Source organism: Acinetobacter sp. BMW17, from assembly GCF_001592855.1.
Lineage (GTDB): Bacteria > Pseudomonadota > Gammaproteobacteria > Pseudomonadales > Moraxellaceae > Acinetobacter > Acinetobacter johnsonii.
In genome coordinates this window covers 29,796-50,213 of record NZ_LSOD01000040.1, presented here as the reverse complement: position 1 = coordinate 50,213, position 20,418 = coordinate 29,796, and the positions used below count along the sequence as shown (strand labels likewise).

The window sequence follows — 20,418 nt, the reverse complement described above, 5'->3', positions numbered from 1 at the left end:
GGTGAGGCCTATTTACCCGAGCCAAACTGCATTTGATGCTTAACAGCCATGGCTTTCTGATGTTCAACATCATCGGCACAGCCTTTCAAAATAACTAAACAAATACTGAAAATACTGATCATTAGTAGGGTGCTTGCTGCAAAGTTCTTTACCAACTCAATGACTGGCTTATGTTGTGGCTTTGTTTCCTCCAAGGTCGGTTCTTGGTAGAGGATTGCAGAAGTTTGGCTTTTGGTTGCGCCAAACTCAGGTAATTTGCTATGCGATACTGTTTGTTTCATAATTAGCCCCGTAAGCGTGCAAGTGTTTACAAAGAGCCCTGATCGCCGTGCAAAGTTATCAGGGCTTTTTAATGTCTAAAATTAAGCTGTGAATGTTCCAATACGAACAGGGTTGTCAGGCAGTAATTCAATTACTTTGGCTTTAAAGTCTTGAATGATTTCGTCTAGCAACAATTCTTCTTTCACGATCTGAATTGAGAAGACTGGCTTATCGTCATTTGTGTTGATGACTAGACGCAGAACAATAAGGCGCTCATCTAAACCAAAATAAGCAGAGTCACGGATCTTGAAATATGCTGGCGTAAATTCTTCTTTAGAACGCGCTTCAACTTGGTCAAAGCGAGAGCGACTTTCAGACATATTGCCAACTGAGTTATCAACACTAACCGTCGCATCAATTTTCATATTGCGAACAGCTGCCAATGCTTGTGCGCCACCAATCACATTGCCTAAAGCATCAGTAATTTCTAATACACTTACCCAGTCTTCCAAGAAGACAGCAAAATCACGCTGAGAAAGTTTGCGGTCTTTAAGTGCATTCAACTTTGACCAAACAACAGTTGGTTCTAGTTGTAAGATGGCTTTGTGGTCGCAATGGCCTTGTTCATATACACCATCTGAATAATTCAAAATGCATGTGGCTGTAACATTTTTATGATCAACAAAGACAGGTGCATCGCCGAACTGACCGTCAATAACAAATGATTTGAAGTCTGCCATTGTTGGGGTTTTTAAAACACCACGTGCACGCTCACGACCACCTTGGAAAATTTCTAAATCTTGAATTTTATAATCTTCATGTACCGCAACTAAATCACCACGAGCTACATCTTTAACTGGGTTTGCAAGTACCGCGATTGCATTTGCTTCTGTATTTTCCATTTGGAACATTCCTATTGAGGGTTAAAAAAATTAAAGGTTTTGTGTTGTTGGTTAAGCTTTTTCGAATTCGTTAAACAATTGTTTTGTGTGATTGGCGAAGATAGTCACGCTGCCATCGTTGTTTAAATACATAGGTGTTTCAGAGGTTGTGTCTTCTGAACGTTTGCCTTTGGCAGTAGGTTCTACATAGGCAAGGGTGTGCGAGATATTCACCTGGTTCGATTCACCAATACGTGCAATATCGATAGTTACTTTGACTTGGCCTTTTTTGCCATTTGCTACAACGCCTTGAGCTACTTCTGAAATAGCGATACCAAGTTGCTGCGAGAAATTACCGCCTGAGAGGTCGGCAACGAATTGAGGTGCATCAGTTTGTTTTGTCATTGCGAATTACCTTTGTCGAGTGAGTAAAACAATCATTTTGTTTTAAGAACAATAAAACAAATTGTTTTAGTCAGTCAAGCGAAAAATAAAACAAAATGATTTTAAGACGAAAAAAAACCGCCAATATGGCGGTTTATGTTTTATAGATGATTACTCGTAAGTTATATTTTTTATCTGCATTGTTGGGTATTCCTGAACATGTCTACTCGGCGGAACAATATCTGTTACAGCGATAATTGCATCTACTTCTGACAGTTCAAATGTCATACGCTTTTCGCCATTTACTGAAAGCAAGTGAAGTAGACCACCAACGACACCAATCAATTCTTTGATGGTTCTTCTACCATCGTTTAGTCGTACTTCAACAAACTCTGTTGGGGTAGGCGTTGCGTCAGGATCGCAAACGATGTACCAACCGCTTCTAATAGCTGGATACATTGAATCACCTGTGCCTTTTACAGCATAAGCATTTGGGCCTGCGGTTAATGAAGGAACGTAACCGTCTCCACCATTTCCTAAAAAGCCCATTTCAGTGTAAAAGCCGTCATAACCCATCTTGCTGTATGACTTTACTGGAACCCATCCGCCAGACATTGCTGGTGCACATGAGGTGTTTTTGGTAATTGATTCAATCCTTGGCTCACCATCACCAGTAAGAATCCAACCAATATCAATTTTATGCTTTTGAGAAATTGCGAAAGCTCCCTTTTTGGAAACTCCACGCTTATCCCAGTTGTAAATTGTTTGGGGAGATTCATTAATTGATGCAGCCAAATCAGACCCATTCAAGCTAGTTGCATCATATATACGCTGCATTGTTGGGTGAATTTCTTTGGTGCTCATTATTTCAACAACCCTTGTAAATTGGTCTTCATTTTCTCAGAAAGTACACATTTTGTGTAAAACACTATGATTGACATTTAGAAACATAGTGTTTTATTCTTCATGAAACAAAATGTTTTATTGGTGCAAAATGAATCAAATTGAGTCTGATAAAAAAATTATTGAATCGCATGGTGGCGCTACTGCACTGGCAAACCTATTGAGCTATCAAGTTCAACGGGTTCAAAACTGGAAAACCCGTGGCATTCCTGCGAGTGAAAAACTTAAACACCCAAATCTTTTTTTAAAAATCAAAACTTCAAAAGCTTCAAAGCAAGTTTGAGTTAATTGGTTTTTAAAAGAAACGTGAAATATCAAAGGGATTCACATATGAGCGAACTAACGCTAAGCCGTGAAGCAAAGAATGCTTTACACACAATGATTCATAACACAGCAGGCATAGAGCCTAAAGACATTGCTCAGGTGCTCGGGGTTTCTCATAAAACTGTTCTGAATTATGCAAACACGAATATGGATCAGCATTTACCAACAGTGAAAGCCATCGAATCAATGATGACATTTACTCGCAATCCAGCATTGGTGAAAGCATGGGCTCATAAATTGGGATTGATGTGTGTACCAGCAAACCAAGCTGAAGAAAAAGAACATCAGGTGAGTGTTTTAGAGCGTCTTCTTCAAATCAATATCAATAACGGTCATGTGAATCAGCATATTGCAGATGTTATGGCGGATGGTGTTGTAACGCCGTCGGAATTGGCAGACACAGTTCAAATCTTGGAAGAGATGGAAGCAAACCTGCGCGGTTTACGTGTGGCTTTAGAAAAAGAGGCTGGAAAATATTTGTCAGCTTTAAAAAGAGAAAAAGCCTGAGAGTTGAGATCAGGCTTTTTCAGTATTCAATTCAGAGGGTAAATCTTTATGAATATGCCAATTATACCACATACGATTGCCGGTTCAATCAATCACATTGAAATTGCTCAGATTGTTCATACAGAACCGCGCAATGTGAAGCTTTCTATTGAGCGTTTAGCCAATAAGAATGTAATTCAACTACCGCCAATGGCGAAAGTTGAAAACAAACAGTCACTTAGCCCAAATCGCTTCTCTGATACATACGTTTTTAGCGGTGAGCAAGGGAAATTAGACAGCATTACCGTGGTTGCACAGCTTTGCCCTCAATTCACGGCGCTCCTGGTAAAGCGTTGGTATGAGTTGGAAAGCCAAACCGCAAAGCCTGTCGAACTCAGTCGAATGGATCTAATCCAATTGGCCTTAGCAGCTGAACAAGAAAACCAAGCGCTTAAGGACCATGTCGCCGTGTTAGAGCCTAAGGCACAGGTGATGGATGTGATTGCAGACACGGTAAACACATATTCAATCCGTGATTCAGCAAAGACCATCGGCATTCAAGAATCAAAGCTCATTGACTTCATGTTGAAGAAGCGCTGGGTATTTAGAGAAAACAGCCGTCACCGACGGTTATGTGCATACGCGCAACGAGTAGAGCAAAAGGTAATGGTAAACAAGGTTTCACAGGTGATTGCATGTGTAGAGGGTGACAAGGTTTACACCCAAGCACGCATTACAGCCTTTGGATTAACAAGATTAACGGCACTCGTTGCTGCTGCGGGGTTATTAAACAAATGAGTCAATTCACTCCTAACAGTTTTCAGGTGCCTAACGCCTTTGTAGACGACGTTCTTTGTCAAATTGGGGATGTTGCAGCAAAGCTGTATTTGATCATCTGTCGTAAGACACGTGGCTGGTACAAAGAGCATGATTCGATTTCTCTAAGCCAGTTCCAAAAGATGACAGGCAAGAGCCGTCCTACAGTCACAAAAGCAATTGCTGAACTCATTCAAGTAGGTTTGGTAATTGAGTGCGGATCAACCATCCATGGCAATACTTTTAAGTTGAATGACGAATGTGTTGTTGGTTGGAAAATGTCTTTCCCTAGTAAAAATTCTTTACTACCTGAGGGCACTAGTAAAAAATCTTTACTAGTAAAGAAATTTAACTACGCTAGTAAAGAATCTTTACCACCACTAGTAAAAATTCTTTACACACAAAAGACACTATCAAAAGACACTCTACAAAATAAAAAAATAAATAAAAAAAGTAAGAGTGTTCCTGAACAACCTAAGACTGAAAAACCAAAAGCGGAAAAGCAAAATCAATTCGATCCAAAATCGGTTGAGTTACCAGCGAATGTAAATCGTGATTTGTGGGTTCAGTTTGTTGACATGCGCAACAGCATCAAAAAACCACTGACTGAAAACGCCGTGAAGTTGCTGATCAACAAATTAATAGGTTTTGGTGTAGGGGCAAATCAATCCTTGGAGTCTTCGATCATCGGTAGCTACCAAAGCGTATACCCACCGAAGAATACACCCGCACCAGTTCAACAACCTTTGGAGCGCCGTCGTTTTGGCAACCAAGCAAATCAACCAGCGCCAATGCGTGATGTTCAAGGAGAGTGCGCATGAGCAATATCCAATTATTTGAGCAAGCATTTGCGATTGATTTCCCAGTTGAAGTAGCGGACATGGTTCTTCAGCGCATGAGTGATCTTTACGGATCAGCATTCACGAAAAACTTTGAAGTTTATGCGGATGAAGAACTTCGCCAATTGGCCTGCACAGTCCTAAATGGCCTAACCCCAGCAGATATCGCACGTGGCTTAGCGCGCATGAACTCTGAAGAGTGGTGCCCGAAGAATTTACCGACATTCCGCAGCTGGTGTGAACAAGGCGGTGATTGGTGGACTGCTGATATGGCGTGGGCAAAGGCTATGCAGTTTGAATCGGATCCACAGACAAAGATCACAACGCTGACCAAGCGTGTACTTGATGAAGTTCGCCATGTGTTGACCGCAGAGGGGCAGAAATCGGCTCACTTCGCTTTCAAAGATATTTATATGGATTACCTACGCCGTGCTAAGGCTAGTGGCAAGCCGCAAGAAATGTGGGTGAAGCCTAAGGCTCCAAAGCAGCTTGATAACCATGAGCGAAACCGTACAGGTGTTCCTTGCCCGCCTGAGTTGGCTGCAAGAATAGGGAAAATGTTTAATCGTGTTGGGGGTGAAGCGTGAACAAAGAAGAATTTCAAGCTCGAATTACAGCAGCTCAAGCGGGTAAAAACACCACATTTTCGGAACTAGAGAAAAAGAAGACCCTGCGTGAACAGCTTGAGAGTGATTTGGAGTTGTTTTTAACGTGTGGCGGTGAAGTGAATGAATTGCCTCAAGGTTTCTCTGGTGAACTTCATAAGGGGTGGAACAACGGACAACCAAAACCCCAAAAGACCATGCATGAAATTATGGCAGGCGCTGTATCAGAAACTCATAAGAAGCGTGCTCGACAAAAGGAGGATCAGGCAACGCTTGCAGAGATTAAAGCTTTGGATCGGTGGTGTAAAGAACGCAAGGGCCGTGGTGGCGATTTATGTCGAGAGTTGAAAGTAGCTCATTCATTTATATCGCAAATAACCCAGCAAAATAGACCATGCTCAAAAGAGCGTTATGAGCAAATTAAGTTAGCAATGAAAGCGATTGAACAACGGGAGCAGGCGGCATGAATGCAAAGCAGTTTATTCAGGACCATGGGTTGGAGCAGGCACGCAATCTACAGACCATGCTTAAAAATCTTGGTTGCTCCGATGACATGAAGTTCGCGATTATCAATGGAATGTGGCATAGATCAAGTGACGGGTTTACCTACGATGACCTTCACGCAGCCATCGCTGACCACGACCGAACCGACCATGTAACCGATATCCAAAATCACATTAGCCCGAATACGAGAGTTTCAGAGCATAACAATATGCATTGCCAACACGGTTACGACGTTGCTTGTCTAATTTGTGGTTTCGGTACCGTTGATGGTAAGCGCGTTTGGCACAACAAAACAGAACCTAAAAAAGGCGATCGAGTAAAAGTGGATTTTGTTGGTGAATCAGCAACGATTTATTCAGGCAAACGCTTTACTGGATACGGTGTATTAGATCGTGTTGAAGATGGCCGTGTATTTGGGCGCTTAGATGATGGAACGCCATTTAGTTGCTTTACTGGTGATGTGGAGATTATTCCACTGGTAGATCGCACTGAAGAATTTGAAGCATTTTTTACAGCACAACCATTCTTTAAAAACTTGAGATTTATACACGGCGATAAGCTCTTTGATTTTGACAAGGGGATCGGGTACCGCAATTTAACTGTTCAAGTTGGCTATGTGTGTTTTTGCAAAGGTGATGGGGAGTTTGTATTGAATGACTAAATATCTCATTGGCATCGATACAGGTGTGAACACAGGCTACGCCGTGGCAGAAGACAATGGAAATGGCGGTGAACTATTTGAAGTTAGATCCTTAACGATTACTCAGGCCATGAATCGAACGCTTGAGTTTGTTGTGCACTATGGAAAAGAAAACGTCTGTTTATTTATTGAAGATGCTCGGCAGCGCACCTGGTTCACTGGTGGCCGTGAGAAAGCCCAAGGTGTTGGATCGGTAAAGCGTGATGCACAGATTTGGGAAGATTGGTGTAAGGAGCAAGGGTTGAATTACCTAATGATTCATCCAGCAGCAAATGCAACCAAAACGAAGGCCGATGTATTTAAAAAACGCACCGGGTGGGTTGAACGTACGAATGAGCATGCGCGTGATGCAGCAATGTTGGTTTTTAAAAGATTTTGGAAGGTTTAAGGGAAGACTATAAATGAGCGCAATTGTAGAAGTAAAACCAACGGTTCGAATGATGCAGAATGAATTGGCGCAGTGGGGTAAGTGGGCGCGCCATGCTTCATATAATCCAAGCGAATTGACTTATACCTCACCTACATATGGTTTGATGCGTTTGAAAGAGGGACAGAAGTCGTCAGGTATTCAGGTGATGCTGGATGATGATGCTTTGGTTGCTATTGATCACCTGGTGACTCAGTTGCGCTTTTCACGGCCAGATCTATACCAGTGGATTGAGTTCCACTATTTGAAAGGGATTCCAGTGTCTATACTGGCTAGTAAAACGAAGGTTGATCGTCGCAATATTGATAAGTATTTACTGGCAGCTGAAACTTGGTTAGATAGTCGGCTTGAAGTAATTTGTGAAAATGTATGAGATATTATCTTTTTAAATTAGTGAGATTTTGATGGAAGATAATAAAACGAAAGATCAAGAACCAAGTTGGCAACAGGTTATGTTTGGATTGGGGCAGCTATATATTAATGTTCATCAAAAAATTTATGATTTTATTAATACTCCTGAGATTAAAGATGGAATCATAAAAGTCTTAGAATTTACACAAAAATTAGCTTTATACACGCAACAAAAAAAAGATCAAATGAAGAATATGAGTCTTGAGGGTTGGTTTCCTTCGGCCGCAACTTTTTTAACTCATATTGAAGATGGTGAGGACTTCGATTCTTACATGGAGAGATGTATTGTTGGGCAGTTAGATGAAATCGAAGAATTACTCTACGAACACCATCCTGAAAGAAAAATAATTCTAGAAGAAGCTTTTCGCCTATTTAAAGAAGAAAGGTATATAGCCGCTATTCCATTATTTATAAGCCAACTAGATGGACTAAGTGAAGATAAAAACTATTCTCCGTTTTTCTCTAAGGATCCAAAGGTGGATTTTAAAAATTTAAAGCATGGCGATCCAAGAAAAATTAGAGCTCAAAGCTTCCCCAAAGTTTTAAAACATGCATTAGAAAATTCTATAGAAGAAATAGATCCTGAATTGCTGGATTTTTATAGTGAAGTTATTGTTAATGCTGCATCGACTTTCATTGCCGATCGAACTCCAAATGTAGATCTCACGGATAGTAAGAAAGTTCTTAACCGCAATGGAATTATGCATGGACACAAAGACTTTGTTGCGTATGGTACGCGAATCAATACACTGAAAGTGATTTCTCTTTTATTATTTGTTGATCATATTCTTGGACTAATTGAAAAAGCTAAAGATGAAGATGTGATTGAATAGCTTGCATTGCGCGCAGTAAACTACTATATTTGTGTTATTGTCGCTGTAGTTACATTGATACGACAAGATAGAATTTAAAGCTCGCCATATGGTGGGCTTTTTACGTTATGGCGGTTTCATTAATTTCTAGTGGTTTTTAAATTAATGCCGCCACCTAATTCAGGAGATTCACATGCTCCAATTTATATTCTGCTTATTCGGCCTACATGGTGCGACTGAGATCGATTACACGGTTGATGATGAAGAAATCAAGGTGTGTCGGGATTGTTTGAAAGAAGTTGAATAATACAAAATCAAAAATATAAGCCTGCTCATTAATTTGATCGGGCTTTTTTAATGCCCGGAGAAAATTAAAGCAATGAAAATGAAATTATTAGCAGTCGGTTTGATGTGCGCAACAGCACTCGTTGGTTGTTCGCGTGATGCTCAAGTTGCTTCACGCAACCTATCTCATGCAGCAGACAACTTCCAATTAGATCGACGAATCGTTTTTTATAACGGTGTTACTGGTGATTATGTTTTAACGATTGAAGGAAAGTGTGCCTTTGAAGCTGTTAGTGAGCGAAAGGTTGATGTGACCTGTAAGACCAGCGATACGGAATTTAAAAAGCATTCACTAGGCATTTCGGACAATGTGACTTACTTTTCCGAGCAGCTGAATAGTAAAGGTGTCAGTACCTACCAGTACAAAGTTGATTTCAGACCAAGCGTTATCATTCCTGATGTGGATCTGAAGTTACCCAAATAATTCGCCGGGCGTATTACGGCAAACAAAACCCCTCGCATTCTAGATGTTGAGGGGTTTTTCTTTTCTTATCAAAAGGTAAATGAAAATGACTCAAAAAGATTTAGGTAATAGTGTTTGGGGTGTTGATATCCATACAGACCATAATGGCGTATCGGTAACCCACCACTTATTTGTCGATCCTGAAAAAGAAGGTGATGAGCCAACTAAGCTTCCTGCTGGTCACTTTTATGACGTGATTGCCGGTGAAACCATTACCCCTATTCATTTCCAGAATGGACCAGTGAAAGAGCATGGTGTGAACGGTGCAACCAGTGAAGCATTACTTGCTATCTTGATCCACCGCACAAAAGTTTTGAATGATAACTTTCCATGTGATGAAAATAAGCGTGCTATTTCATATATGGAAAATGCATTGGCATTGTTTGAGCAACGTACGAAAGAGCGTCAGGCCCGTGGTGTTGAAGGCCAGAATCTTGCTTAATTGAGCTATAAAACCCCAGAGCACTTCAAATGCTGATGGGGTTTTTCTTTTCTTATTGGTGGTGCGTATGGATGTTAAAGAAGCCCAAAAGAATCTAAATGAATTGCATGATGAACTGGTGAAGTACCAGAACCTAAGTCGAGCATTCATGAATAGCAAACAAATGATGGCTATTGATGAAGTAATGGCAAACATCCGTACTCGCATGAAGAACATTCAAATCAATTTAAGTCGGAGATAGCGCCGTGGGTACAAGTGATCAAGAACGACTCAATGCCTTTAAGCGGGATCTATACCAGGACATAGCTAATCGCAAGCGATTGTTTGAGGTTGAGACTGGTTTGGCAATCAAAGATGTTGAGTTGGTATTTGTGAATGTCTCCACTGTAGATCAAGTCAATCAATACATACTTAACGAAATCAATGTGACCTTGGGTGATTCAGATGACATGCAACTCATGTGAACAGCGCCGTCAATGGATGAAAGAGCAATATGAGCGATCAAAAGAAAGAATGCGGTTGTGCATCGAACGACTTACTTCTAAAGCTAATCGAACAGAACAATCAACTAATAAGCCAAGTGGCCCAAGTCATACAGATCAACAATGAACAGAATGCTCAGATCAATGAGCTATTGATTCAGTTGGAAGGTGGTGATGAGGATGAGAAGCCTAAGTCGCCTTATTTGGATTAATGGATATGAGTAGACCATGCCGTGAGTTCCGTTGTCCGCACCTAACCAAGTCGCCCAAGCAGCAAGGCTATTGTGATGAGCATGCACATAAGCGCAGCAACTGGAGCAAGCGACAAGACCGAACAGGATCAACTACTGAGCGTGGCTATGGCTATGCATGGCGTAAGTTACGGGACAGCATACTGAAGCGTGATAACTATCTTTGCGTGAAGTGCGCCGTTGCTGGGCGTGTTGTTGCTGCTACTGATGTCGATCACATCAAGGCTAAGGCTCATGGTGGTACAGATGACCCAGACAACCTGCAGTCGCTGTGTGTGTCATGTCATAGAGAGAAGACAGCAAACGAAGGAAAACAAAATGGATAACCAACATCAAAAAATCAAAGGCTATCGCGATTTATCTCAAGAAGAAATCAACTTGATGAATGAAATCAAAGCTATTGGCCCACAAGTTCAAGCCGTGATTGAAAAGGTTCAAAAGCACATTGCGACCCAACGATATAATTGTCGATGTGATGCAAATATGCAGGTGCTAGATGTAGAGGAAGATCGTCGCCTTAATGCTGCAACACCAGAGCGCTTCGCTGCTATGGCAAAGACAGACTTTCAAACTGGTCTAATGTACTTAGTTCGCGCCGTTGCCCAGCCTACAAGCTTTTAAATAGGGAGGGGGTGGGTAAAAAGTTCAGGGCTTTTGCCTAAATGACTGCCCCCCTCCGTTCATTTTTACGTGCGCGAAATTAAAAATTCAGGATGTTGACAAATGGGTGGAGTTTCTTCTGTTCCTGGGCGTGGCCGAAAGCCAAAACCGCAGGAAACAAAACGTGCAGCTGGCAACCCGGGCAGACGTCCTCTCAATACCAATGTGCCTGAATTCGCAGATGTCGTTGATATTGATGTGCCGGAATATCTCTCGACAATGGAGCACGCTGACATGATGTGGCGTTCGGTTATTCCAGAGCTGTTAAAAAACAAAGTTCTTAAAATTACAGATATGCACAACGTGGAAATGTTCTGCATGGCTTATCACAACTTGCGCGTAGCCCAAAAAGAAGTAGTTGAGAATGGACCTACCCTAGAAACAGCGCAAGGCAGTACGATTAAAAATCCAGCCTTAACTGCAGTGAATGAAGCATCAAAACAGATGGCTTCTTTTGGAGCAATGCTGGGTCTGGACCCATCTTCCCGGGGTCGGTTAGGTGGTGGGGGTAATAAACCTAAAACAAATAAATTTGCGCAGGTGCTGAATATGTAGCGAGGCCGAAATGACAGCTTTCCCAAACGTTGGCATTGCAAATAAATGGGCAAAGCAGGTTGTTTCAGGAAAAATACCTGCATGTAAGTGGGTAAAACTTGCTTGTAAACGTCACTTGGATGACTTGATTAAGTCAAAAAACAAAGATTTTCCTTACAAATTTGAGCCAAAACTAGCAGAAAAGAAGATCGCGTTTATTGAGTTGCTGCCCCATACAAAGGGTGAGTGGGCAATGAAGCGCCTAAGTATCACGCTTGAGCCTTGGCAAAAGTTTGGTATTGGCTGCACATTTGGCTGGGTTCGTAAAAAGGACGGGTATCGCCGCTTCCGTGAAAGCTATTGGGAGGTGCCACGTAAAAATGGTAAGTCTGCAATTGCTGCCGGTGTGGCTCTTAACATGTTTGCCAATGATGGTGAATTTGGTTCAGAGGTTTATGCCGGTGCTACTACCGAGAAGCAAGCATGGGAAGTTTTTAAACCTGCACGCTTAATGGCGGTACGTTCGCCAGACTTCATTGAAGCAGCTGGCGTACTGATTAATGCAGGTAGCTTAGAGATTCCAGATGAAGGTTCTATCTTTGAGCCTATCATTGGTGATCCACCTGACGGCCAGTCACCGCATTGTGCTGTAGTCGATGAATTCCATGAGCATCCAACATCTGCGCTGTATGACACCATGCAGACCGGTATGGGTGCACGTCGACAGCCTATGATTTTTACGATCACGACAGCTGGCTTCAATATTGAAGGTCCTTGTTATGATTTACGTGCACGTGTGCAGGAAATGCTTCTGGATACTGTGCCAGATGATGAGCTGTTTGGCTGGATATGGACCATTGATGAGGGGGATGACTGGACAGATCCGGCAGTATTAGCCAAAGCAAACCCCAATTATGGGGTTTCTGTTTATTCGGACTACCTAGAATCTCAGCAACGCCGGGCAATTCAGAACGCATCAAAGCAAGGCGCTTTTAAAACTAAACACTTAAACGTTTGGGTATCAGCAAAATCTGCATTTTTTAACATGGAAAAGTGGAAGGCCTGCGGTAATCCAGACCTAAATATTGATGACTTTGAAGCAACGCCGTGCATGATGTGTGTGGATTTATCATCAAAAATTGATATTGCGGCACGTATCAACCTGTTTTACCGAATAGAAGATGATGGTCGACTGCATTACTACTGTATAGATCCGCAGTTCTATTTACCTGAAGACACGGTTTATAGCGGTGATGAAAAGCAGGTGGTTGAGCGGTACCAGAAGTGGTTCAACAAAGGCCTGCTGAATGTATGTGATGGCTATGAGAATGACCTGAATCAAATTGCAAAGGAATTAATCGAAGATGCTCAGCAAGTGTCTTTGACTGAGGTTCCTTACGATGAATGGGGCGGCTTCCAGATTGCTAAAACTGTGGATGATGCCGGATATACCTCAATCAAGATGCCCAAAACTACAAAGACATTCTCACCAGCAATGAAGGAGCTAGAAGCTGCTATTGCTGCAGGTCGTTTTCATCATGATGGAAATCCAATTCTTAGTTGGATGATCGGCAACGTTATTTCTAAAACAGGAAAAAATGAAACCGAGTTCCCAGATAAGGAAAAGAAGTTTAAGAAAATCGATGGTGCTGTAGCGTTATTAATGGGCATCAGTCGGGCAATGGTGCTTGCAGGGGAACCTACAGGTGATGAATTTTATGATGATCCAATTATGGTAGGTGTTTAATGAGTACAAAGAAGCCGGGTCGGTTTGCTCAAGCAGCTTTGCGCTTCCTTGGGCTTGATGGGCATCTGAGTCTGGAGCCTGAATTACTAAGGGCGCTATTGGCCACATCGAGTGGCAAGCATGTAACTGTAGATTCGGCGCTTCAATTGAGCGCCGTTTTTTCATGTGTAAGTTTGATTTCAGAAACAGTATCAACGCTGCCTCTTAAGATTTATCAGCGAAAAGCGGACGGTAGCCGGGATGTTGCAGTTAAGCATCCGCTCTACAATCTTTTGTGCCGGTCACCAAACTATGAAATGACGCCAAGCCGGTTCATGCTGATGATTGTGGCCAGTATCTGTTTATGGGGAAACTCATATATTGAAATTATTCGCAGTGCATCAGGCCGGATTATTTCATTGAATCCATTGCTACCCCAAAACATGGTGGTGACCAGAAACAAGACCAATGGAATGCTGAAATATACTTACACCGAAAGCAGTGTTAAGCGTGAAATCACTGAAAAAAACATGATGCATGTTCGTGGTTTTGGTATCGATGGGGTGATGGGCTTATTTAAGGTCCAGAAAGCGCGTGAAACTATTGGGGCTGCACAGGCTGCTGAAGAAGCTGCGGCCAAGTTCTTTGAAAATGGGTTGCAGTCATCAGGTCTTTTATCTGCTCAGGGGAAATTAACGCCGGATCAGCGTGAATCACTCAGAGATAACATGAATAAATTCATGGGATCCAAGAATGCCGGAAAAATGATGGTGCTTGAAAACGGTATGCAATACCACGGTATCACCATGAATCCCGAAGCAGCTCAGATGTTAGAGACCCGGACATTTGAAATTGAGGAAATTTGCCGCTGGTTCCGGGTACCACCTTTCATGGTTGGACATTTGGATAAACAAAGTTCATGGGCTTCAAGTGTTGAAGGTATGAACATGCAATTCCTGACCAATACCTTGCGTCCATTACTGGTCAATATTGAACAGGAAATTTCACGGTGCCTGATTGGTGCTGCAGAGTTTGAAACCTATTACGTTGAGTTTGGTGTGGAAGGCTTATTGCGGGCAGATTCAAAAGGCCGTGCTGAATATTATGCATCTGCACTCAACAATGGTTGGTATAACCGAAATGAGGTCAGACGCAAAGAAAACGAAGCGCCTATTGCAGGTGGGGAAATTTATACAATTCAATCGGCATTAATTCCGCTTGATCAAGTAGGGACCAATTACAAAGGTGATAATAATGAGCAAACGAAACCTGCTGCCAGTCGCTAATTTTAATGCAAAAGAAAAAGGTGGTGTTTCGCCGTTAGCTTTTGATCGTTGGAATCCTGCAATTAAAGCATCAGATGAAAATGACAACACGATTGGTATTTATGATCCGATTGGTTATGACTACTGGGATGATTCTGGTGTGACGGCTAAGCGGATCAGTGCTGCATTGCGTTCACTCGATGGTGCAGATGTTGTAGTGAATATCAATTCACCAGGTGGTGACGTATTTGAAGGTCTGGCTATTTACAACCTGCTTCGCGAATACAAAGGTTATGTGACTGTACGTGTTTTAGGGGTGGCAGCTTCAGCAGCATCATTTATTGCCATGGCTGCTGATGAGATTCAGATTGCCCGTGCTGGTTTCTTTATGATTCACAATGCCTGGACCGGAGTTTGGGGGAATCGCAACGACTTGCGTGAAACTGCAGATTTCCTTGAGCAGATCGATGACACGATTGCTGATATTTATCATGTGCGATCTGGTCTTAGCATGGATGAGCTTAAAGCCGATATGGATAAAGAGCGATGGATCAATGGGCGTGATGCTATTGATAGTGGCTTTGCCGATGCCTTCCTGCCATCTGATGTGGTTGTTGAAGATACAAAGAACTTCACTAAAGAAAAAGTCGCTGCCCATAAAGCAGATATCTTGCTTGCCAAAGCGGGAATGTCTCGAAGCTCACGACGGGAACTTATTCAAGATTTAAAGGGTACGCCTGGCGCTACCAACCAAGCTACGCCAAGCGCTAGCAATGATGTACTCGAAAGTGTTCTTCAAAGTATGCGTAACGCTACCGAGAAATTCAGCACTTAAACCTAATACCAATTTTTATGACCGCCTATATGGCGGTTTTCTTATTTTTGAGAGATGAAAAATCATGACTGATCAAACTAAAGACCAAGCTGCAGCGGCACTTAAAGAAGTAAATAATCAACTTAAAGCGCTTACTGAAAAAGTTCAACCACTGGCTGAAAATGCTTTAAATGAAGCGAAAAAAGCCAATGATCTATCTGCTGAAACCAAAGAAACAGTAGATAAAACGCTGACTGATCTAAACAACTTGCGCCAAGCCCAAAATGACCTACAGGTGAAGTTGGGTGAAGCTGAGCAATTATTTGCACGTGGTGGCAATGGTAATCCAGGTGCACAAGTGGATGCTCGTGCAGGTGATCTTGCTGTAAAAGATGAGCAGATTATTTCATTTGCAAGCAATGCAACTTCTGGAAAACGTATTAGTGTAGCTGTTCCCCGTAATGCACTTACATCATTTGCAGTAAACCCTGTTGATGGTTCGACTCGTATTGTGACTGCGCCAAATCAGCGCGTGACCATCCGTGACCTATTAGCTCCAGGTCAAACGGCCAGTAATGCGATTGCTTACTTACGTGAAACTGGATTTACCAATAACGCTGCACCAGTAGCTGAAAACACCACCAAGCCATATTCAGAATTAACATTCGAAGAAGTGCTGGAAGGTGTGAAAACGATTGCTCACATGCTGAAAGCATCTAAGCAGATCCTTGATGACTTGCCTCAGTTACAAAGCTTTATCAATGGTCGTTTGCTTAATGGCCTTAAGCGTGTTGAAGATGCGCAACTGTTATTTGGTTCAGGCACTGGTAACAACCTGCATGGTATTTATACTCAGGCAACTGCTTATTCAGCTCCAATTACGATTGCATCACCGACTCGCGTAGATACTATGCGTTTGGCCATGCTGCAAGCTGCTTTGGCGGATGTGTTTGCAACAGGTCATGTGCTACACATGAATGATTGGACTGCAATTGAATTACTGAAAGACACTACCGGTGCATACTTGTTTACTAACCCGTTCTCACCTAATACGCCAAGTCTTTGGGGGTTGCCTGTTGCTGAAACCAATCATGCAGCAATGGCTAGTAAATTTTTGACCGGTAGCTTTGCCGAAGCTGCTCAAATCTTTGACCGTGAAGATGCAAACGTAGTGATCTCAACCGAAAATGCTGATGACTTTGAAAAGAACATGATCTCTGTTCGTTGTGAAGAGCGTCTGGCATTGGCTGTCTATCGCCCAGAAGCATTCGTAAAAGGTGAATTTCCAGCTTAATTAAAATCCCGAAGGGGCCAGTCGGCCCTTTCACCTTGGAGTTTAGAACATGAAAATTAAATTCTTAGATGCTGCAATGCTTGGAAATAAGGTTTACGTCAAAGGTGATGAGGCCGAGATTCCAGATATTACGGCCGAGGAACTCATCAAGAAAAAATTAGCGATTGATCCTGAACAGGCGGCAGCTGATAAAGTCAAAGCTGATGCGGAAAAGAAAGCCAAAGCTGTAGCCGATAAAGAGGCTAAGGCCAAAGCGGACGCAGAAGCTAAGGCAAAAGCCGAGGCTGAGGCGAAAGCTGAAGAGGAAAAGTTAAAGGCAGAAGAAGAGGCTAAGGCCAAAGCTGCTGCAGAAGAAAAAGCTAAAGAAACTAAAACAAAGTAAGGTCATATCATGCCAGTTATTAACATTGAAAAAGCTATGGTTCATTTGCGAGTAGATGAAGATACTGGCGGTGATATCCTGGCCAAGTTGAATTCGGCAGAAGATAAAGCGGCTCAATATTTGAACCGCTTTTTTTATGCCACTTCAGCTGCATGGACAGATGCAATTTCTCTCACTTTGGACCAGCTAAATTATGAGCTTGTGAAATACAAAGAGAGTTGCGATGCAGCTAATCTGGTTATAGATCCAGTCTCAAGAAATATGCTGTTATCTGCGGCTGAAAACCTTAAAAAAGAAGCTCAGCGCAATACCAAAATGGCTATGCAGGGCATTGTTATTAATCCATCTATTGAAGCTGCTGTTTTACTGATCTTAGGTAGCCTTTATGAAAATCGTGAAGATGAAACCAGTACCACGGTAAATGAGTTGCCGAAAGGCGCTTTGTGGCTGCTTGATCCATACCGTTTAGATCTGGGGGTATAGATGAGAGCGGGTTCTTTAAGACATCGCATCCGTATTGAAGCCTTTACCGAAACCCAAGACAAAACCACAGGTCGTATTACTCAAGCCTGGACAGAGTTTTGTACAGTCTGGGGAAAGCATGAGGCTTTATCTACCCGCGACCAGCTGCAAGCTCAGGCAATTGATTCAAGCATGACCGCACGTTGTCGCATTCGTTACAGCTCAAAGGCAAGTCAGATTGATTCAACCATGCGTCTATATTTCCGGGATAAGTACTGGAAGATTGACGGTGATCCGGTACCAGACAATGAAAGCGGTCTTGAGTGGTTGACGCTCAATCTTGCAGAAGGTGAATCAGAATGGCATCAGTCGAGTTAAATATTGAAGGCTTGGATGATCTGAATAAAAAACTCAAGCAGCTTTCAAGTCCTAAAAAAGCCAAGCAAATTGCACGAAAAGCCGGGCGCCAAGCGATGAATCTTGTTCGCGATGCTGCACGTAGCAATGCAAAGGCAATTGATGATCCTGAAACACGGGAAAAGATTCATAAGAATATTGTGACCCAAGGTGGTAAGAGCCGTAATCCTAATGAGATTAAGATTCGAGTGGGGGTGAAAGGTGGAGCAGGTCAGAATCAATACTCTGTCAGCACGGCTGGTTTAAGTGGTGGAGATACTCGGCACTTTAGATTTATTGAGTTTGGTACCAGCAAGATTCCAGCCACTCCATTTTTAAGACCTGCTTTAGCTAATAATGTTGATAAGGTCATAACCAAGTTTGTCCAGGTATTTGATGCTGAAATCACCAAAGCATTACGTGAGGCTATATGACAGCACCTATTTTCCCATTACTTAATGCGAGTGATGAAGTTAAGTCTTATCTGGAATCTGGCGGGATTTTACGTGCATTTGAATTTGGTCTTGCACCAGATAAACCAAAGCCGCCGTACCTGGTCTGGCAGGATATCTCTGGTATTCCGCAAAATCATTTAGATTGCCCGGCAAACATCGATCATGTGACGATCCAAGTTGATATCTATACAACGAATGCGGATGACCTGCGAAATATTCGTGAAGCGGTTCGTAGAGCTTTTGAGCTTGATAATTCGTGCACTGTGACTGGCCTACGAGGAAATGAGCGTGATCCAGACAGCAAGATGTATCGAACCGGTTTCGATTCAAATTGGTTTGTAGATCGATAAATAGAATTTTCTACTAGCACCCAACTGGGTGCTTTTTTTATGCCTAAAATTGAGGAGTAGCTACTCATGGCGAAGAAAGGTGTTTTATCTCAGGGTACGCATGTATGGATTTTACATGGCGATACTCCAACGCTCACAAAGATGGACTGCATTAAAGCACTAACGCTTGGCGATGACAGTACCACAGAAATTGGCACAACTTGCTTGGAAGAAAAAACCACAGCAACATCGGACTGGGGCTTAACCACACCGGGTGAAGGTTCGATTCAAATTGACACCGACCCCAAAAACCTTTCACACATGAAATTACTTGAGCTTGCGGCAGATCGCGCTGAAGTTGGTGTGTATGTTGGTTGGTCTGACGGTGAAGGTGTTCCAACAGTTGGGGTTGATGATGAGGTGCTGATGCCAGCAACTCGAACATGGTCATATTTCCGCGCAATTCTACGTAAAGGTTCCCCGGTGTTTGATGCTGATTCTTTGGTAAACCATACCGTGCCAATGAAGCGCCAGACTGAAGTACTTGATGTATTTAAGGTGGCTACACCATGAAAAAATTAAATACATCTGCACTTCTTGCGCTCTCGAGCACAGCCTTATCCGACCCATCCCCAAAGTCTCCGAAATTCATTATTAATGATGAGGAGTTTGAAGTAGATATTTTGGTTAAAGCATTAAGTTACGATGAAGTGACGAATATGTTTAAAGGTGAAGATCCTGAAAAAATCACGGTCGCTGATGTTGTGAAGCGCCGGGTTTTGCTCACGGTCTTTAATGCGGATACAAAGGAGCCATTGTGTTCTACTATTGAAGAAGTCGGAAACCTTCACCCAGCCATTATTGGTGCGATTCATGATGCTTCGAATGAAGTGAATGATTTTTTGGGAAAGAACAAATTGAAGTTGAAGAGCACGAGCTCTGGTGTGAACTCGTCCTCAACGGAATCGGCGGAAGAACCATTGAGCAAGCCAAAAAGAAAATCACTCAAAAAGAACTAAGGGTCTGGCAGGCATATCGCAATAAGTACGGCTCATTTAATGTGGGGCGTCGCATAGAGCAGGGTGCGGGTAATCTATACGCGCTTTATTTCAATGGCAAGGTTGAGGAAGATAAGCGTGTTGATGCTCGTATTTTTATGCCGCATGAAACAATTCCAGAGCTAACTTTTGAAGAGCAGCGCATGCAAGCTATTAAGAAGAAATCAGGTTAGCTTGGTTTCTTTTTACGCTAATAATTAGTATCTTGTGATTACTTATAAGAGGGTATTCACATGAAAAAATTATTAATTGCAGGGGTTTTGGGTTTTGGATTGGTGGGGTGTACATCTATCCAAATTAATAATACAACTGGATTTAACCCAGATTCTATTAAGCAGGTATGCATTGTACATAATCCCAAAGTAATTATTAGAGATTTTGACAAGTTGGTTGAGAAGAGTTTTGCTCGATACAACATTGATTCCAAAACTGTTAAAAATAATGACGACTTAAGCCTATGCCAGACCACTTTAAACTATACGGCTCTTCGCTCATGGGATTTTGCACCGTATATGGTATCAGCTCAATTCAATTTACTGCAAAATGGTCGTCAGGTTTCTGAAGCATCTTTTAGATTAAAAGGAAATGGGGGGTTAGCTCTTAATAAGTGGAGAAGCACGGAAACCAAGATTAATGAGCTGGTCGATGAATTGTTAGGGAAGACGCCAAAGCGCTAGAAAGATATCGGGCTGAAAATTTGTGTAATA

General features: G+C 42.3%; 34 protein-coding genes. 30 read left to right on the top strand and 4 right to left on the bottom strand.

Annotated features, from left to right (window positions below; translation table 11 throughout):
- Nucleotides 1–8 precede the first annotated feature (8 nt).
- The 4 genes from AXW61_RS12595 to AXW61_RS12580 all read right to left on the bottom strand — a co-directional run bounded on the left by AXW61_RS12595 (nucleotide 9) and on the right by AXW61_RS12580 (nucleotide 2,390).
- Nucleotides 9–281 carry a hypothetical protein gene (locus AXW61_RS12595; RefSeq protein WP_062034568.1) on the bottom strand — a complete coding sequence of 91 codons (273 nt, stop codon included), beginning with the start codon at nucleotides 279–281 and terminating at the stop codon, nucleotides 9–11.
- Between the two features lie 81 nt (nucleotides 282–362).
- Entirely contained in the window at nucleotides 363–1,163 is an 801-nt protein-coding gene (locus AXW61_RS12590; protein WP_062034567.1) for a DUF2303 family protein, read from the bottom strand.
- 51 nt (nucleotides 1,164–1,214) lie between these two features.
- Nucleotides 1,215–1,547 carry a hypothetical protein gene (locus tag AXW61_RS12585; protein WP_062034566.1) on the bottom strand — a complete coding sequence of 111 codons (333 nt, stop codon included), beginning with the start codon at nucleotides 1,545–1,547 and terminating at the stop codon, nucleotides 1,215–1,217.
- Between the two features lie 150 nt (nucleotides 1,548–1,697).
- Nucleotides 1,698–2,390 (bottom strand): S24 family peptidase, encoded by a 693-nt coding sequence (locus AXW61_RS12580; RefSeq protein WP_062034565.1) that lies wholly within the window; start codon nucleotides 2,388–2,390, stop codon nucleotides 1,698–1,700.
- 130 nt (nucleotides 2,391–2,520) lie between these two features.
- Here AXW61_RS12580 and AXW61_RS12575 point away from each other — a divergent pair, with 130 nt between their 5' ends.
- The 30 genes from AXW61_RS12575 to AXW61_RS12430 all read left to right on the top strand — a co-directional run bounded on the left by AXW61_RS12575 (nucleotide 2,521) and on the right by AXW61_RS12430 (nucleotide 20,388).
- Entirely contained in the window at nucleotides 2,521–2,712 is a 192-nt protein-coding gene (locus AXW61_RS12575) for a hypothetical protein (protein ID WP_062034717.1), read from the top strand.
- A gap of 47 nt (nucleotides 2,713–2,759) precedes the next feature.
- Nucleotides 2,760–3,260, top strand: a complete 501-nt coding sequence (locus AXW61_RS12570) for a phage regulatory CII family protein (protein WP_062034564.1) — start codon at nucleotides 2,760–2,762, stop codon at nucleotides 3,258–3,260.
- Nucleotides 3,261–3,308: 48 nt separating this feature from the next.
- Entirely contained in the window at nucleotides 3,309–4,037 is a 729-nt protein-coding gene (locus AXW61_RS12565; RefSeq protein WP_062034563.1) for a phage antirepressor KilAC domain-containing protein, read from the top strand.
- The gene (locus AXW61_RS12560) at nucleotides 4,034–4,876 is read left to right on the top strand and encodes a replication protein (RefSeq protein ID WP_062034562.1); all 843 of its coding nucleotides are present in this window, start codon (nucleotides 4,034–4,036) and stop codon (nucleotides 4,874–4,876) included. The genes AXW61_RS12565 and AXW61_RS12560 overlap by 4 nt, the downstream gene beginning before the upstream one ends.
- On the top strand, nucleotides 4,873–5,481 hold the full coding sequence (locus tag AXW61_RS12555) for a hypothetical protein (RefSeq protein WP_062034561.1): 609 nt from the start codon (nucleotides 4,873–4,875) through the stop codon (nucleotides 5,479–5,481). Before AXW61_RS12560 ends, AXW61_RS12555 begins: the two co-directional genes overlap by 4 nt.
- Nucleotides 5,478–5,966 carry a hypothetical protein gene (locus AXW61_RS12550; protein ID WP_062034560.1) on the top strand — a complete coding sequence of 163 codons (489 nt, stop codon included), beginning with the start codon at nucleotides 5,478–5,480 and terminating at the stop codon, nucleotides 5,964–5,966. The genes AXW61_RS12555 and AXW61_RS12550 overlap by 4 nt, the downstream gene beginning before the upstream one ends.
- Nucleotides 5,963–6,664, top strand: a complete 702-nt coding sequence (locus tag AXW61_RS17830; RefSeq protein WP_240487468.1) for an FKBP-type peptidyl-prolyl cis-trans isomerase — start codon at nucleotides 5,963–5,965, stop codon at nucleotides 6,662–6,664. The genes AXW61_RS12550 and AXW61_RS17830 overlap by 4 nt, the downstream gene beginning before the upstream one ends.
- Nucleotides 6,657–7,091 (top strand): hypothetical protein, encoded by a 435-nt coding sequence (locus AXW61_RS12540; RefSeq protein ID WP_062034559.1) that lies wholly within the window; start codon nucleotides 6,657–6,659, stop codon nucleotides 7,089–7,091. Before AXW61_RS17830 ends, AXW61_RS12540 begins: the two co-directional genes overlap by 8 nt.
- 13 nt (nucleotides 7,092–7,104) lie before the next feature.
- Nucleotides 7,105–7,503, top strand: coding sequence for an antiterminator Q family protein (locus AXW61_RS12535; RefSeq protein ID WP_062034558.1), 399 nt, complete (start codon nucleotides 7,105–7,107; stop codon nucleotides 7,501–7,503).
- 31 nt (nucleotides 7,504–7,534) lie between these two features.
- Entirely contained in the window at nucleotides 7,535–8,374 is an 840-nt protein-coding gene (locus AXW61_RS12530) for a hypothetical protein (protein WP_062034557.1), read from the top strand.
- A gap of 358 nt (nucleotides 8,375–8,732) precedes the next feature.
- Nucleotides 8,733–9,122, top strand: coding sequence for a hypothetical protein (locus AXW61_RS12525; RefSeq protein ID WP_062034556.1), 390 nt, complete (start codon nucleotides 8,733–8,735; stop codon nucleotides 9,120–9,122).
- Nucleotides 9,123–9,207: 85 nt separating this feature from the next.
- The gene (locus AXW61_RS12520) at nucleotides 9,208–9,603 is read left to right on the top strand and encodes a hypothetical protein (protein WP_240487467.1); all 396 of its coding nucleotides are present in this window, start codon (nucleotides 9,208–9,210) and stop codon (nucleotides 9,601–9,603) included.
- Between the two features lie 245 nt (nucleotides 9,604–9,848).
- Nucleotides 9,849–10,067: a hypothetical protein gene (locus tag AXW61_RS12515; RefSeq protein WP_062034554.1), complete on the top strand. Its 219-nt coding sequence runs from the start codon at nucleotides 9,849–9,851 to the stop codon at nucleotides 10,065–10,067.
- 29 nt (nucleotides 10,068–10,096) lie between these two features.
- Nucleotides 10,097–10,297 (top strand): hypothetical protein, encoded by a 201-nt coding sequence (locus AXW61_RS12510; RefSeq protein WP_062034553.1) that lies wholly within the window; start codon nucleotides 10,097–10,099, stop codon nucleotides 10,295–10,297.
- Between the two features lie 5 nt (nucleotides 10,298–10,302).
- Nucleotides 10,303–10,662 (top strand): HNH endonuclease, encoded by a 360-nt coding sequence (locus AXW61_RS12505; protein ID WP_062034715.1) that lies wholly within the window; start codon nucleotides 10,303–10,305, stop codon nucleotides 10,660–10,662.
- Nucleotides 10,655–10,957, top strand: coding sequence for a hypothetical protein (locus tag AXW61_RS12500; RefSeq protein WP_062034552.1), 303 nt, complete (start codon nucleotides 10,655–10,657; stop codon nucleotides 10,955–10,957). Before AXW61_RS12505 ends, AXW61_RS12500 begins: the two co-directional genes overlap by 8 nt.
- A 102-nt stretch (nucleotides 10,958–11,059) precedes the next feature.
- Entirely contained in the window at nucleotides 11,060–11,551 is a 492-nt protein-coding gene (locus AXW61_RS12495; protein ID WP_062034551.1) for a phage terminase small subunit P27 family, read from the top strand.
- Between the two features lie 10 nt (nucleotides 11,552–11,561).
- The gene (locus AXW61_RS12490; protein ID WP_062034550.1) at nucleotides 11,562–13,277 is read left to right on the top strand and encodes a terminase TerL endonuclease subunit; all 1,716 of its coding nucleotides are present in this window, start codon (nucleotides 11,562–11,564) and stop codon (nucleotides 13,275–13,277) included.
- Complete coding sequence (locus AXW61_RS12485) at nucleotides 13,277–14,542, top strand: phage portal protein (protein WP_062034549.1); 1,266 nt, start codon at nucleotides 13,277–13,279, stop codon at nucleotides 14,540–14,542. Before AXW61_RS12490 ends, AXW61_RS12485 begins: the two co-directional genes overlap by 1 nt.
- Entirely contained in the window at nucleotides 14,511–15,356 is an 846-nt protein-coding gene (locus tag AXW61_RS12480; RefSeq protein WP_062034548.1) for a head maturation protease, ClpP-related, read from the top strand. The genes AXW61_RS12485 and AXW61_RS12480 overlap by 32 nt, the downstream gene beginning before the upstream one ends.
- A 64-nt stretch (nucleotides 15,357–15,420) precedes the next feature.
- On the top strand, nucleotides 15,421–16,629 hold the full coding sequence (locus AXW61_RS12475; RefSeq protein ID WP_062034547.1) for a phage major capsid protein: 1,209 nt from the start codon (nucleotides 15,421–15,423) through the stop codon (nucleotides 16,627–16,629).
- A gap of 49 nt (nucleotides 16,630–16,678) precedes the next feature.
- Nucleotides 16,679–17,011, top strand: a complete 333-nt coding sequence (locus tag AXW61_RS12470) for a hypothetical protein (RefSeq protein WP_062034546.1) — start codon at nucleotides 16,679–16,681, stop codon at nucleotides 17,009–17,011.
- Between the two features lie 9 nt (nucleotides 17,012–17,020).
- Nucleotides 17,021–17,494, top strand: coding sequence for a head-tail connector protein (locus AXW61_RS12465; RefSeq protein WP_062034545.1), 474 nt, complete (start codon nucleotides 17,021–17,023; stop codon nucleotides 17,492–17,494).
- Nucleotides 17,495–17,851, top strand: a complete 357-nt coding sequence (locus AXW61_RS12460) for a phage head closure protein (protein ID WP_062034544.1) — start codon at nucleotides 17,495–17,497, stop codon at nucleotides 17,849–17,851.
- Nucleotides 17,833–18,303 carry an HK97-gp10 family putative phage morphogenesis protein gene (locus AXW61_RS12455; RefSeq protein ID WP_062034543.1) on the top strand — a complete coding sequence of 157 codons (471 nt, stop codon included), beginning with the start codon at nucleotides 17,833–17,835 and terminating at the stop codon, nucleotides 18,301–18,303. Before AXW61_RS12460 ends, AXW61_RS12455 begins: the two co-directional genes overlap by 19 nt.
- Nucleotides 18,300–18,674, top strand: a complete 375-nt coding sequence (locus AXW61_RS12450) for a DUF3168 domain-containing protein (protein WP_062034542.1) — start codon at nucleotides 18,300–18,302, stop codon at nucleotides 18,672–18,674. Before AXW61_RS12455 ends, AXW61_RS12450 begins: the two co-directional genes overlap by 4 nt.
- A gap of 66 nt (nucleotides 18,675–18,740) precedes the next feature.
- Nucleotides 18,741–19,226 carry a phage tail tube protein gene (locus tag AXW61_RS12445; RefSeq protein WP_062034541.1) on the top strand — a complete coding sequence of 162 codons (486 nt, stop codon included), beginning with the start codon at nucleotides 18,741–18,743 and terminating at the stop codon, nucleotides 19,224–19,226.
- Nucleotides 19,223–19,672, top strand: coding sequence for a hypothetical protein (locus tag AXW61_RS12440; protein WP_062034540.1), 450 nt, complete (start codon nucleotides 19,223–19,225; stop codon nucleotides 19,670–19,672). Before AXW61_RS12445 ends, AXW61_RS12440 begins: the two co-directional genes overlap by 4 nt.
- Nucleotides 19,673–19,713: 41 nt before the next feature.
- Complete coding sequence (locus AXW61_RS12435; RefSeq protein WP_218209071.1) at nucleotides 19,714–19,884, top strand: hypothetical protein; 171 nt, start codon at nucleotides 19,714–19,716, stop codon at nucleotides 19,882–19,884.
- Nucleotides 19,885–19,944: 60 nt separating this feature from the next.
- Nucleotides 19,945–20,388, top strand: a complete 444-nt coding sequence (locus tag AXW61_RS12430; protein WP_062034538.1) for an Sbal_3080 family lipoprotein — start codon at nucleotides 19,945–19,947, stop codon at nucleotides 20,386–20,388.
- Nucleotides 20,389–20,418: the final 30 nt, after the last annotated feature.